Genomic DNA, 13,758 nt, shown 5'->3' with positions numbered 1-13,758 from the left:
TATATAGAAGGAGAGCTGATATGGCTAAAAAATCAAAAGTAGCAAAAGAATTAAAGCGTCAGGAAATGGTAGAACGATACAAAGATCTGAGAGCGGAAATGAAAGCGAACGGTGATTACGAAGGATTGCAGAAATTACCGAGAGACTCATCACCGGCCAGATTAACAAATAGATGCCAGATTACCGGACGCCCGAGAGGTGTCATCAGAGACTTTGGGCTGTCACGTATTAAGTTCAGAGAACTTGCACACAAAGGCCAGATTCCAGGTGTGAAAAAGGCCAGCTGGTAAAATTTTAAATACTGCATGAACCGAATTATATTTGGTTTGTGCAGTTTTTTTATCCATTTTTTCACACAGAGTGAAAAAATATTTGATTTTTATTAGATATAATATTAGAATTGTCGTAAGAATCAAACTATTTAAAGGGGGATAATTTTCATATGGCAATTGAAACATTGAAGTCGCGCGTTCAGGAATTCTTAGACGGAGATAAAGGATTGTATATTAACGGCAGTTATATACCGGCAAAAAACGGGAAAACATTCGATGTATTAAATCCGGCAACAGAAGAACTTATAGCTAAGGTTTCAGAAGCTGATGAATCTGATATCGATAAGGCTGTACAAGCTGCAAGGGAAGCATTTGATAATGGTGAGTGGACAAAGATGGAAGCGGCAGAACGTTCACATATTATTTACAAATTTGCAGACTTACTGGAGGAGCATCGTGAAGAACTGGCACAGCTCGAAGCATTGGATAACGGCAAACCTTATATGCAGGCATTGGAAGATGATATTGATGGAACAATTCAGCATTTCAGGTATTACTCAGGTTGGGCGACTAAAATTTCGGGACAGACTACAAATGTATTGAATGGTTATTTAACATATACAGTGCATGAACCCGTAGGTGTTGTCGGTCAGATTATACCGTGGAACTACCCGCTGGCAATGGCAGGTTGGAAAATGGGAGCAGCACTTGCTGCGGGCTGTACGATAGTAATTAAACCGGCTTCAGAAACACCACTTTCATTACTATATGCAGCAAAATTATTTAAAGAAGCAGGATTTCCGGATGGTGTTGTCAATGTCGTTCCAGGATCAGGAAGTGTTGCGGGAAATGCGTTGGTTACTCATAAGGATGTCGACAAAGTTGCCTTTACTGGATCAACTAAAACCGGCAGTTCAATTATGAAAAATGCTGCAGATGATATTAAAAGTATTACTTTAGAACTTGGTGGAAAGTCACCGGCAGTAGTTTTAGAAGATGCGGATCTTGATACAGCACTCGATGGTATTTTTGATGGAACTATGTATAACTCAGGTCAGAACTGCAGTGCTACAACACGTATTTACGTGCAGCGCAAAATTTACGACGATGTTCTTGAAGCTTTAAAAGTAAAAGCTGGTAAGGCGGTTGTTGGACCAGGACTCGATAATAACACTGAATATGGTCCGTTAGTTTCTGAAAAACAGTTAAATACGGTCCTTGGTTATATTGAGAAAGGTAAAGAAGAAGGCGCAAGATTACTTGTGGGTGGTTCACGTAAAGGGGACAAAGGTTATTTTGTAGAACCAACAATTTTTGCTGATGTAAAAGACGACATGACGATAGCGAGAGAAGAGATTTTCGGACCTGTAATGTCAGTATTTGTTTTTGACGAAGTAGAAGAAGTTATCAAACGTGCAAACGACAGTGAGTATGGACTAGCTGCAAGTGTATGGACAGAAAGTATCAGGAAAGGCCATCATATAGCGAGTAAATTACAAGCTGGGACTGTCTGGGTAAATGACTTTGGTCTTGAACTGGAAACAATGCCATTCGGCGGTTATAAAAAATCAGGTATAGGCAGAGAAATGGGCGGCGAATATGGCATTTCCAATTACGTTGAAGTGAAAAGTGTATTTGTTAACCACAAAGTAGATTAGAAAACGAGAGGATAGAGTTAAGATATGAACGATTCATTTGGCAGTGAACTGAGAAAAGTTAGAAAAAGTAAAAAGATGACGCTTCAAGAACTCAGTGACCGGAGTGATTTGTCGATTAGTTTTCTATCACAAATCGAGAGAGGCCTACGCACATTAACATTCACATCTTTAAATAAAATAGCTGATGCTTTAGAAGTCGATGTCAATTTTTTCTTCGGAAACAGTAATTCGAATGTTAAGAAACAGGTAATTCAGGAAGGAATCAACAGTGAAGTATTTTCATATACAAGTCTTGCTGGACAAATATCACATCCTGATTTCATACCGGCAATCATTGAATTAAAATCTAATGAATCTCAGCAAGTGCCATACCAGCACGCCGGACAGGAATTTGTGTATGTACTGACTGGTCAGCTGGAAGTTGAACTGGATGGCAGAAAAGAAACACTCTATGAAAATGAATCTATTCATATCGACTCATCAATTGCACATCACTGGTACAACGGCACCAATGAAGTGACAAAAATATTATTAGTATCATCATCAAAAAAATAACTTTATAAGCATTCTTTTAATCAATATTATAAGAATGCTTATTCTATAAATTAAAATTTCACACACAGTAAAAACAAAAGGGGAAAATTATTATGACTAAAACATTTGAAGGCGCATTTCCAGTATTAATCACACCAATGAACGAGGATTATTCAGTAAATTATGATGGCATGAAAGAAAATGTGCAGTACTATTTGGATCTGAAAGTACCAGGCATTATTATTGTTGGTAGTACAGGAGAATTTGCTTCATTAGACGATGATGAAAAACAGAAAATCGTTGAGCTTGTGGGTGAAATGGTGAAAGACTCAGAGACTCAACTACTGGTAGGTATTGCAGATGAAAGAACGAGTAAAGTACTAGAGTACGCAAAAATTGCAGAAGATAATAATGCGGATGGTTTGCTGTTGATTAATTCTTACTACCAGACACCGACTGAAGAAGAAGCATTTGAACAGTTTAAAGATGTCAATGACAGCGTTTCATTACCAATTATGATGTACAACAACCCATTTACAGCCAATGTGAATTTAGAGAATGAAACTATTTATAAAATCGATAAAGAACTGGATAAAGTCCAATACATTAAAGAATCGAGCGGTGATATTCGTAAAGTAAGAGCAATTATTAATAATACTGATTTTGTATTCTTCTGTGGTTCTGATGATCTAGCATATGAATCATTTGTGCAGGGAGCAACTGGATGGGTTTCGGTTGCAGCGAATATTGCACCAAAGAGTGCACAGAAACTATATGAATATGTTAAAGCGGGAGAATATGAAGCGGCCAGAAAATTAAATAAAGACTTACTGCCTCTTTGTGAATTCCTTGAGGACTCAGGTAAATACGTACAAATCGTTAAGAAGGCTATGGATTTAAAAGGATTAAATGGAGGGCCATCACGTAAACCGAGATTAGGTTTAACGGATGACGAAGTGAATAATTTGAAAAAATTAATGGAAAAACTAGATTAATTTATAAAGAAGCATAAAATCTTTAAGATTTTATGCTTCTTTTTTATTTATGTTAAATTTTTCCAAGCAATTGATTTTTATATTTATTGACGGTACGTCTGGAGATTGAAATTCCTTGTTCATTCAACATTGCTGAAATCTTGTTGTCGGGTATATTTTCGAAGTCATCTAAATTTTTAATGAGGTACATTACATAACTGACTGAAGCGTTTTTATAACATTTTCTTGACAATAAAGATTTAATTGGATAAATGCCTCTTGGTGTCGCGATAAATTTGTTATGCAGCAATCGGCTTATTGTAGCAGGACTGAGTGATGTATACTCTGCCAGCATATTTTGATCTAAAGTATTTAAGAACGATGTATTCCCCATCAGATAATCAGTTTGTATATTTGCGATAATTGTTAGTATATCTGCCAGATAGACTTTTCGAGCATTTAATATCGATACTAGTTCTTCATAGTCGTTTTTATAGCTTTCCATTTTACGAGTGAATGAATTCTCAGCTGTAGTTAGGTTAATGGGCTCAAACGTCACGGATTCTAATAAATAATCATGAACCTGAATAACAAAGTGATTATTATCATCTAATAAAATCGATGCTTCTGGAGTTAGATATGACGTATCTTCACCATTAACTGGAAATAATTCGCAGGAATTTTTAATTAAATCCACATATGATAAAAAATCTGTTTCGTTTACATCAATAGATTTCAAAAATGAATAATTCTGTTTTTGAATGTCATCCATATGAGATATAAAAATTGAAAATAAATAATCGTTATAAATTTTTTTATGTTTTAACTGGAAAAATAAGAAGTTAATGATATTTCTGCATCCTATACCTCTATTCTCATAATTTTGGAGAAGATTAATCAAATGTTCGACGTTATTTTCGGTAGTATGCATTATTGAACAAATTTCTTTTGTATCCGCTTCCAAAAATCCCTTGGAGTTTAACGAATATATTATATATTTCATCGTTAATTGATCTTTCTCTAAAAGAAAGCAATTAAAATGTTGCAGTATTTCTGAAAGAATATCATCGGATTTAATTTCGTTTCTGTATGATAAAACAGTAAGAGGAATTTTATCCTCATCGATATAGATTAATGGATTGTCACAGCATTTATTTATAATATAGTCATTTAATTCGTCTGAACTATATTTAAATAAACTGATAGAATTATATAAAAAACTATTTAAAGTGATATTTAGGTCGTTGGTAATAATGTTTTCCAGCTTAATCATTATATCAATCCTCTAATATTTTACTTACAGCTATACTACCATACGGATTATATATATTAATAAATTATATAATTCTTTACAAAAGTAAAATTCAAAATAAAGAAGTTCACTCCAGATGGAATGAACTTCTCTATTATTGTGATTGCCACATATTCTCAAGTATTTCACGTCCGGCTATCAAATCCGCATGGAATTTCACTTTTGCGTTTTTTCTTTCATCATTAATGTGTCGTAATGTATCAGACAATCTTCCTTTATATCCTAATATGTTAAAAGCAGCAGCTCTTCCTTGAAGCATCGCGATTTTTGCATTTTCAATACCTGTAACGTTACCTGCCACATATAAGTTTGGTAATTCTGTCTGCATGTTTTTACTATGGAGCGGCACATAGCCGCCTAACGACTCCATATAGACATGTTTTAAATTCAACAGAGAAGCAATTTCACTGAGTGGTGCGAGTCCATCTGAAATACAGACGAAATCACAATCTATATCATATTTAGTCTTTGGAATAGGAGTACCTTCGGAATCAGTTTTTTGAACTGTAACAGATTCAACTTTCTCAGTTCCATTAATACTAACAACCTGTTCTTTAATTGAAATAGGTAAACCTAATGCTTTGATTCCTGAAGAAGGAAATAATTTTAATGCAGTTTGGTGGAAAGGTTTCACTTTATCAGCGACTGCTACTCCTGCAGAAATAAATTTCGAAGGGGCAGAGCTGCCTAATGAAAGCAGTGTTTCAAATGCATCTTTTGGTGATTTTGTATTTATAATATTTCTTTGCGGCATACAGATTTTAGCAACCTCAATATACGCATATCCAAGTTCCATTGCAATGACCATAGATAATGGATTAATGCCGATTATAACTCCTTTATTTCCGGGTTTTACCCGATTAAAGTTCGTTAGTATCTGAGCAGCGCCTACTGTCATAACTCCGGGAAGATCCCAGCCTGGTAAAGGTGTAGATTTTTCTCTGGCACCAGTTGCAATAATTAAGTGAGAGGCTTCAAACACCCCTGCAGTAGTATGTACAGTATAGTTATTGTTGTATTCTACATCGTATACAGAAGTATTGATTAGAATCTCACTTTTCTTTTCAGTTTCCAAAATTAATTCTTTTGCAATTTTTAATCCGTTCCACCATTTCCCTTTTTTCTCTTCGTAGAGCTGTCCAAGCAGCCTGCCGCCGCCATGGTAATATTCATCAATTACCAGTACTCTTTGATTGTCCTGGAGCACTTTAGCAGCAGATAATCCAGCTGGGCCGGCGCCAATAATAATCGTATCAAACATAAGGGCTTCCCTCCTTAACGACATAAGGGATTTCAAATTGTTGTTCTATTACCATATCTTGTACTAAAGGTGTGAGGCATGCTCTCTGATTTCTTTTACCATTTACGGTAACCCGGCATTCTGAACAATGTCCGATATTACAATACATACCGCGAGGTTGTCCGTCTTTTTCATGCTCTCGTATTTTTCTAATATTGTTAGCGAGAAGAGCAGCAGTGACGCTTTCCCCTTCATTGCCATAGAGCGTATGATTATTCCAAGTAAAAGATACAGTATTTAATTCAAAGTCATCTAAAATTTTATGCTTTGTAATTCTTTCAGTCATTATTATTCCCCCTTGCCAGATTGAGCAGAGAAATTGTTCGGATTGGCGGCTGTGATTTTAAATGAACATAGTGAGGCGAGTCATTATTTTTATCATCAGTCATTGACTCGAGAAGGGGTCCGCATGTTCTGGAGTTACAAAAGCCCATACCAGCCCGTGATTTTAATTTTAATTCTCTCGAATTACTGGCACCATCCTCCATAATTTCAATAAGTTCTGAGTAATATACATTTTCGCATCTGCATACTACGAAGTCTTCTTCTTTTCTCATATTAAGCACCTCTTTTAACTATTAAAGGTTATAAGAAAAAAACATGCCACTATTACTTTATAAGCCAAACTTTTTAACTTTTGCATAAAGTGTAGGTCTGCTGATTCCAAGGATTTCACTGGATTTCTCAATATTATTATTATTTTCAACGAGAATATATTTAATATAATCTGCTTCAATTTTTTCAACGTAATCTTTTAATTCAATTGTTTCATCGGTAATTATATTTTTTGAAATAGAATTGTCTTCCCCAACTTCGGTTAAATACTGATGGAAAATTTCATTATTTAACGTTTCTTCATTAGAGAAAATCACCAGACGTTCTATGACGTTCATCAGTTCTCTGACGTTGCCCGGCCAAGGGTACTTTTTAAGTTCACTGATTAATTTCTTATTGGCATATTTTATGGACATATCATATTTCTCACTCATACTGTATAAATAATAATAAAATAATGCCTCTATGTCCTCTGGGCGCTCACGAAGCGGTGGAATGTGAATGTTCACAACGTTGACTCTGTAAAGTAAATCTGATCTGAATTCTTCTGAGGATAGTAAGTCTGAAATCTTTTTATTCGTTGCTGAAACCAATCTGAAATTAGTATTCATTTCTTTGTTGCCACCCAGTTTAAAATACTGTTTTTCTTGGAGTACTCGTAAGAACTTAACCTGCATATCAATAGGCATTTCACCGATTTCATCAAGGAACAGTGTGCCATTTTCTGCGAGTTCGACTTTACCTTTGTTTCCTGCTCTGTTAGCACCTGTGAAGGCTCCTTTTTCATAACCGAATAGTTCTGATTCAAATAAATGGCTGGGTATTGCTCCGCAATTAATAGGTACCATATCACCCTTTACTTTACTTGTACTGTGAATCGCCTGCGCAAATAATTCTTTACCTACGCCTGTTTCACCAGTAATCAGGATGTTCGCATTTGTTTCTGCTGCACGTTCTATCTGGCTTTTGACACGCTCCATTACAGAACTTCTGTAAATGATATTTTTAAAATTCGAATTGTTGAGCTGCTGCATGCTATCTGAGAGAGAACTTACTTTATTTTTCAGTATTTCAATTTGTTCTTCACGCTGTATCTTCTCCGTTACATTCACTTCTGAGACAATCGCACCTTCTACTTTTCCATCGATGCAAATAGGTACAGATTTAATATCTACATACACATCTTCAGTTGCTCTGTGCTGCTGTTTTTCAATTATTTTATTTTCGCGCAAAGACTTAACCATAATTAATTTATCTTCTGCAAAAATATCTGTGATTTTTTTACCTATTACGTAATCGTTATCCATATTAAAAATTTTTGCAGCTCTGTCACTCCAGTAAATTACGTTTTCTTCTTTATCAATAATTGTGAAAGAGTAATTATGAAAATTAATTAATATATTTATAATTTCTTTGTCCAACATACTTCCAACCCCTAATAGTTAAATTATTCATAATAATTATATAATTCTTTACTAATTCAAGCAAAATTAACGACATTCTATTTTAAATAGCTGGCACGTTATTTTCTTATGTATTATTAACAAGCTTATTAATTAGGCAGGAGTGGAATAATGGATAACAAAATATATGATGTATTAATTATTGGCGGCGGTATTATCGGTGCGAGTATCGCTTACTATACCGCTAAAACCGGATTATCAGTTGCTCTACTTGAAAGTAATACGGTTGCTTCGGGTACGAGTTCTAAATGTGATGGTAATGTACTGCTTATCGATAAAGAACCTGGATTTGACAGCAGAATGGCAATTAAAAGTCAGGCTTTGATTAAACAATTGTCGACAGAACTTGAAATGGAATTCGAATTCAGGCATCCGGGAAGTATTTTCTTATGTGCAAATGAAGATGAAATCGAGCAGGGTTATAACTGGGTGGATTATCACAATAAAGAAAACGGGAAAGATAAGTTTTTTAAGAAATTGACTAAAGAGGATTTGAAAAATGATTCCAAGTATTTCTCAGATCATCTTATTGGCGGAATAGAATGCACAAATGATTCTACTATAAATCCTTATATGCTTGCATTCTCATTAATTAACCAGGCAAAAAAATATGATTTCTCATTATTTGAAATGACACCAGTAACTGATATTCAGCATATTCAGGATGGTGAATTTAAAGTAATGTCTCATGAAAAAGTATTCAAAGCTAATAAGGTGATTAATGCAGCAGGGATTTATTCACCGCATGTAGGAAAATTATTGGATATCGAAGTTCCAGTTGTACCTAGAAAAGGTCATATTTTAGTATCATCCAGAGCTGAATTATTGGGTTCAAGAAAAATTCAGGAATTTGGTTATTTAATGACTAAATTCGGTAAAGAAAGACAAGCTTCTAAAGAGATGAATGATTATGGTGTTGCGCTTGTTCATGAAGCAACACAGAGTCAGAATTTTTTAATTGGAAGCAGTAGAGAATTTGTTGGCTACAACACTAATGTTAATCATAAGATCATCAGACTTATCGCGGAGCGCGCCATTGAATATTTTCCAGCAATGAAGGATATGAGCTTTATTCGAAGCTACGCCGGATTGCGACCATGGACCCCTGATAACTTGCCGATTATTTCTGATACTGTCGTTCCGGGATTTTATATTGCGGCGGGTCACGAGGGAGATGGTATCGGTTTATCAGCAATTACAGGGTTATGGATGTCACAAATGATGACAAACACTTTGAAGGACGATATTAGTCCATTGAGTATTAATCGATTTAAGGAGGTTAAGGCATGAATTTAAATAGTAAGCAATTTATAACAGTCGATACACATACAGGCGGAAACCCTACAAGGACAGTTTTAGCGGGTATGCCTCGTCTGAAAGGAGATACGATACAGAAACAGATGCTGGATATGAAAGAAAACTATGACTATATCCGGAAATTTCTCGTTAATCCACCAAGAGGACATGATGTCATGAGTGGAACAATTCTGCTCCCTCCAATAGATAAACAAGCAGACTTCAGTGTAATTTTTGTAGAAACTGGCGGATATTTGCCAATGTGCGGTCATGACACAATCGGCACGTGTACAGCACTTGTAGAGCTTGGTTATGTTGAAAGGAAAGAACCAATTACATCAGTAGTACTGGATACACCTGCCGGAATAGTAGAAGCAAAATGTAAGGTGGCTGATGGAAAAGTAACAGAGGTAACATTTAACAGTACTGCTTCATTTCATCTGAAAACTGTAGAGGTCAGTTATCTCAATAAAATAATTCATTGCGATATTGCATATGGCGGCAACTTTTACGGCATTATAAAAGCTTCCGATTTAGAAGTGACATTGGATGTTTCACGTTCGGAAGAAATTGTAGCGAAAGCGATGGAAGTGAGAGACATTATAAATTCCGAACATGAAATTGAACATCCAGAATATGAATTTATCAATAAACTGACACATATGGAACTGTATGAAGAAGGCAAAGTGACTAAAAACACAGTAATTGTTCCACCGGGAGGTATAGATCGTTCACCTTGCGGAACAGGTACATGTGCCAAAGTAGCTACATTATTTAAAAAAGACAGGATGGGCATAAATGATACTTTTATACATGAAAGTATCACAGGATCGCAATTTAAAGCGCAGCTTCTTGATGCACAAGAAAAGGACGGTATTATTTATAATCAAGTTTCAATTACGGGATCGGCGTGGCTGATGGCGAGACATGATTTTTACATGCATGAATCTGATTCAATGAATGAAGGCTACTTATTGATTCCTGAAATATAGGGGGCAGGCAGATGATTACAAAAATAATTAACAGTTATGATATTCAGATTAACGGGCAGTTGCTGAGAGTAGTAGAAGCTGGAGAGTTTACAGGCAGCGCAGCCCCATTTAACAGTAAAACATTGTTGATAAATGAACCAAGAGGAAACAAATACATCAATTTAATTACTTACAGAGAAAATCCTGAGAATGATATTTTAGAAATAACACTGGATAGCTCGGACATAATTGATAATAGAGAGCTATTACTTAAATCATTTGTTAAATCATTAGTAGATCGAAAGAGAATTAAAGAAAGAGAGAAATATTCACTACTGCTGGATGGCGAGGGACTGGCATATAGTAATGAGGAACTGTGTTCTTCAATTATATATGAGGTAAATAAAAACAATGATAGCTATTCAATAAATGGTAAAACGTTGAAAATTGTAGAAACTGAACTGCAAATAGAAGTGAATAATCTCACTGACATCAAAGCTTTAATTGCAAAAATTGAACATGATTTTGATTTTTTAGTTTTATATAATAAAGGCAAATTTATATCAGTAAACAAAAATGGAAGAATTATTCCATATCCGGTTATAGAAGTGATTTCATTGTTGACTGGAAAATACCAAGGAGCGCAATTAACAGCATTAACGGGAGACAATGTTGAAATTAAAAATAATAAAGTTAATTATAAATATTATTTGGTGTCCAATTCACAATTTTACATCGATGATACAGATATTTATAAAGAAGGATTTATTATTAAATAAAACTAGGGGGAAATATTTATGGCAAAAGAACCAAGATTACCGAGCCTGGCGATACTACTTACAATACTGGGGTTATTTGTAGTAATTATGTTCGGGTTTATCGTAATACTGGAATTACCTATTCAATTGGCATTGCTCGTCGTCTGGTTTATGATTATGGGGTTTGGTCTTTACCTCGGACACGGATACTTAAAGATGGAGAAAGGATTGCTTAAAGGGATATACGAAGGTATGGGCGCAATATTAATACTGATTGCAGTAGGTGCGTTAATCGGTTCATGGATAGCTGGCGGGGTTGTCCCAACGATGATTTACTATGGATTAAGTATTATCAGTCCAAGTATTTTCCTGATGGCGGCAATGATTATTTGTGCAATTACTGCTATTGCTACTGGGACGTCATTCGGATCTGCAGGAACAGCAGGCATCGCAATGATGGGGATCGGAGAAAGTTTTGGACTGCCAATTTACCTAGTTGCCGGTGCAGTAATCTCTGGTTGTTATGTGGGTGATAAAATGTCTCCTTTATCAGATACAACTGTCATGACAGCTACACTATCTAAAGTAGATTTATTCAGACATATTCGTTCCATGGCTTATGTATCGGTTCCTGCTTTTATAATTGCAGCGATAGCATACTGGATTACCGGTGCAGTAATATCTGAAGGGAACGGTGATTTAACTATTGCTAAAGATACAATGGCTGGACTGCAGGAATCATTTGAAATTTCATGGATCATGTTAATACCAGCTTTAGTTGTTGTAATTATGCTTCTTTTCAAACTGCCTTCTGTGCCAGTAATACTTTTTGGAGCATTGATTGGAAGTTTCTGGGCAGCGATATTCCAAGGGTATGGTTTCATAGAAGCAATACAAACATTGTATTCCGGAAGTACACAGTCGACGGGAATTGTATTTATAGACAGCTTACTTAATCGTGGAGGCATTACCTTCATGTTGGAAGTAATACTATTAATCATTCTCGCATTGGGTGTTGGCGGATTGCTACAAACAATTGGTGCTTTTAAAGTTATAGGGGATATTTTTGCCAAATGGGCAACTAATACAGGAAATTTAACATTAACAACAATGATAGCTTCCTTTTTCGGGGTATTTTTTGGCGGTGCGGCGTACGTATCCCTATTAACAGGAACTAAGATTACTGAAGAAAACTATAACAGAAAGAATGTGTCGAGAACACTGCTCTCGAGAAACGTTGAAGCCGGAGGTACAGTAACTACTCCGATGGTACCGTGGTCAGATGGTGGAGTGTTTATGGCGGCGACTCTGGGTGTCGCAACACTAGCATACATCCCCTTTTTCTGGTATGGATTCCTAGTTATTATAATTACATTAATATATGGTTACTTTGGATTGTTCATTCTGGATAAAGATGACTATGAAAAAGAACAAGATGCTGAAAGTACAGAAGATAAAGTTAAAACGTCATATTAAATGTAAATTATGATATTCTTTTAGTAAAAGAATAGAGGTAATCATGTGAAAATTTATTTAGGCAGTCCATTTTTTAATGACGAACAGGTTGAAAGAGTAAAGAGAGTAGAAAAAGCTTTAGCAGCTAACCCGACAGTGACGGAAGTATTTTCACCGCGTCTGCAGCAGGATGAGCATCTTGAACATGGTTCTGATGAGTGGCGTGATTTTGTTTACGCGAATGACATTAAACACGTTGAGTGGTGCGATGCTGTTGTCGCTGTTCATGATTATGAAGGTGAACATGTAGACCCAGGTACAGCGTTTGAAATCGGCTACGGTAAGGCATTGAATAAATTTATTCTTTTATATCAGGAAAAAGATCCTGTAACAGAAGCGCCGGTAAACTTAATGCTGACGGATTCACTTGATGTATATCTGCAGGACATTGATGAACTTGCTAAATACGACTTCAATGAAAAGAAGAAAATCAGATTCAAAAATTATCATCATGCACCGGTTGCAAAAGAAAAATAAAAATTTTTACAGCATATTTTCAGAATATGCTGTTTTTTTATTATATTTGTATGTTATAGCATACAAATATATGCTATAGTGATTTAAATTAAATAATCAGGAGTGCTTTATATGACAGAAAATGTAGCTTTTATCGGCAGTAATCTGCAAAGTATCCGTAAAGAACGAGGGTTGAGCCTGGACAAAACTTCCGTGCTTACAGGTGTCAGCAAAGCAATGCTGGCTCAAATTGAGAGAGGGGACTCAACGCCGACAGTGACCACATTGTGGAAAATAGCAGATGGTTTCAAAGTGTCTTTTTCTTCACTGATTACCCGCCCGCAGAAAGCAATCCAAGTGATTAGAAAAAAAGATACACAGCTGGTTACAGAAAATAACGAACAGTATCGCGTCTACAATGTTGTGCCGTTTTCACCGGAAAAATTATTTGAAGTTTACAACCTTGAAATCGATCCGGATAGTGCGCATCATTCGGAACCTCATACTGCTGGTGTGGAAGAACATATATTTATTAATAAGGGCAGACTGACTATGGATATTAACGGAACACAGACACATCTATGTGAAGATGAGGCGATGATTTTTGACGGCAGTCAGCCGCACATTTATAAAAATGATGGAGACGTCATGGTGAAAATGACGATGGTGATGTACTACAGTAAATAAAATATAA

General features: G+C 35.7%; 15 protein-coding genes. 10 read left to right on the top strand and 5 right to left on the bottom strand.

All coding sequences use genetic code 11. The annotated features are described in order from the left end of the window. Positions 1-20: 20 nt before the first annotated feature. The 4 genes from rpsN to G4D76_RS07635 all read left to right on the top strand — a co-directional run bounded on the left by rpsN (position 21) and on the right by G4D76_RS07635 (position 3,459). On the top strand, positions 21-290 hold the full coding sequence (rpsN, locus tag G4D76_RS07650; RefSeq protein WP_026858995.1) for a 30S ribosomal protein S14: 270 nt from the start codon (positions 21-23) through the stop codon (positions 288-290). Positions 291-442: 152 nt separating this feature from the next. Next, the gene (locus tag G4D76_RS07645) at positions 443-1,930 is read left to right on the top strand and encodes an aldehyde dehydrogenase family protein (RefSeq protein ID WP_026858996.1); all 1,488 of its coding nucleotides are present in this window, start codon (positions 443-445) and stop codon (positions 1,928-1,930) included. Between the two features lie 24 nt (positions 1,931-1,954). Continuing rightward, complete coding sequence (locus tag G4D76_RS07640; RefSeq protein WP_213809575.1) at positions 1,955-2,485, top strand: helix-turn-helix domain-containing protein; 531 nt, start codon at positions 1,955-1,957, stop codon at positions 2,483-2,485. A 92-nt stretch (positions 2,486-2,577) separates the two neighbouring features. Continuing rightward, on the top strand, positions 2,578-3,459 hold the full coding sequence (locus G4D76_RS07635) for a dihydrodipicolinate synthase family protein (RefSeq protein WP_026858998.1): 882 nt from the start codon (positions 2,578-2,580) through the stop codon (positions 3,457-3,459). Between the two features lie 52 nt (positions 3,460-3,511). On the opposite strand, the gene G4D76_RS07630 is transcribed toward G4D76_RS07635, so the two are convergent. The 5 genes from G4D76_RS07630 to G4D76_RS07610 all read right to left on the bottom strand — a co-directional run bounded on the left by G4D76_RS07630 (position 3,512) and on the right by G4D76_RS07610 (position 8,029). Further along, the gene (locus tag G4D76_RS07630) at positions 3,512-4,711 is read right to left on the bottom strand and encodes an RNA polymerase factor sigma-54 (RefSeq protein ID WP_213809574.1); all 1,200 of its coding nucleotides are present in this window, start codon (positions 4,709-4,711) and stop codon (positions 3,512-3,514) included. A 133-nt stretch (positions 4,712-4,844) separates the two neighbouring features. Continuing rightward, positions 4,845-6,011, bottom strand: a complete 1,167-nt coding sequence (locus G4D76_RS07625) for an NAD(P)/FAD-dependent oxidoreductase (RefSeq protein WP_213809573.1) — start codon at positions 6,009-6,011, stop codon at positions 4,845-4,847. Beyond that, the gene (locus tag G4D76_RS07620; protein WP_213809572.1) at positions 6,004-6,336 is read right to left on the bottom strand and encodes a (2Fe-2S)-binding protein; all 333 of its coding nucleotides are present in this window, start codon (positions 6,334-6,336) and stop codon (positions 6,004-6,006) included. The genes G4D76_RS07625 and G4D76_RS07620 overlap by 8 nt, the downstream gene beginning before the upstream one ends. Continuing rightward, positions 6,329-6,607: a (2Fe-2S)-binding protein gene (locus G4D76_RS07615; protein WP_026859002.1), complete on the bottom strand. Its 279-nt coding sequence runs from the start codon at positions 6,605-6,607 to the stop codon at positions 6,329-6,331. The genes G4D76_RS07620 and G4D76_RS07615 overlap by 8 nt, the downstream gene beginning before the upstream one ends. Before the next feature lie 57 nt (positions 6,608-6,664). Continuing rightward, positions 6,665-8,029 (bottom strand): sigma-54 interaction domain-containing protein, encoded by a 1,365-nt coding sequence (locus tag G4D76_RS07610; RefSeq protein ID WP_026859003.1) that lies wholly within the window; start codon positions 8,027-8,029, stop codon positions 6,665-6,667. A 150-nt stretch (positions 8,030-8,179) separates the two neighbouring features. Here G4D76_RS07610 and G4D76_RS07605 point away from each other — a divergent pair, with 150 nt between their 5' ends. From G4D76_RS07605 to G4D76_RS07580, 6 genes are all read left to right on the top strand, one after another. Further along, positions 8,180-9,358: an NAD(P)/FAD-dependent oxidoreductase gene (locus G4D76_RS07605; protein ID WP_213809571.1), complete on the top strand. Its 1,179-nt coding sequence runs from the start codon at positions 8,180-8,182 to the stop codon at positions 9,356-9,358. Continuing rightward, entirely contained in the window at positions 9,355-10,356 is a 1,002-nt protein-coding gene (locus G4D76_RS07600; RefSeq protein WP_213809570.1) for a proline racemase family protein, read from the top strand. Before G4D76_RS07605 ends, G4D76_RS07600 begins: the two co-directional genes overlap by 4 nt. A gap of 11 nt (positions 10,357-10,367) precedes the next feature. Beyond that, positions 10,368-11,114: a hypothetical protein gene (locus tag G4D76_RS07595; protein ID WP_213809569.1), complete on the top strand. Its 747-nt coding sequence runs from the start codon at positions 10,368-10,370 to the stop codon at positions 11,112-11,114. A gap of 18 nt (positions 11,115-11,132) precedes the next feature. Then, a complete protein-coding gene (gene nhaC / locus G4D76_RS07590) occupies positions 11,133-12,569 on the top strand; it encodes a Na+/H+ antiporter NhaC (RefSeq protein ID WP_213809568.1) in 1,437 nt (478 codons plus the stop codon). Positions 12,570-12,614: 45 nt separating this feature from the next. Continuing rightward, positions 12,615-13,085: a nucleoside 2-deoxyribosyltransferase gene (locus G4D76_RS07585; RefSeq protein WP_035785239.1), complete on the top strand. Its 471-nt coding sequence runs from the start codon at positions 12,615-12,617 to the stop codon at positions 13,083-13,085. A gap of 111 nt (positions 13,086-13,196) precedes the next feature. Further along, positions 13,197-13,751, top strand: a complete 555-nt coding sequence (locus G4D76_RS07580) for a helix-turn-helix domain-containing protein (RefSeq protein ID WP_026859008.1) — start codon at positions 13,197-13,199, stop codon at positions 13,749-13,751. Positions 13,752-13,758: the final 7 nt, after the last annotated feature.

Source organism: Jeotgalicoccus sp. WY2 (genome assembly GCF_018437745.1).
In the GTDB taxonomy this organism is placed as follows: Bacteria; Bacillota; Bacilli; order Staphylococcales; family Salinicoccaceae; genus Jeotgalicoccus; species Jeotgalicoccus psychrophilus.
The sequence above is the reverse complement of the archived record's forward strand: the minus strand, read 5'-3'. Positions and strand labels throughout refer to the sequence as shown.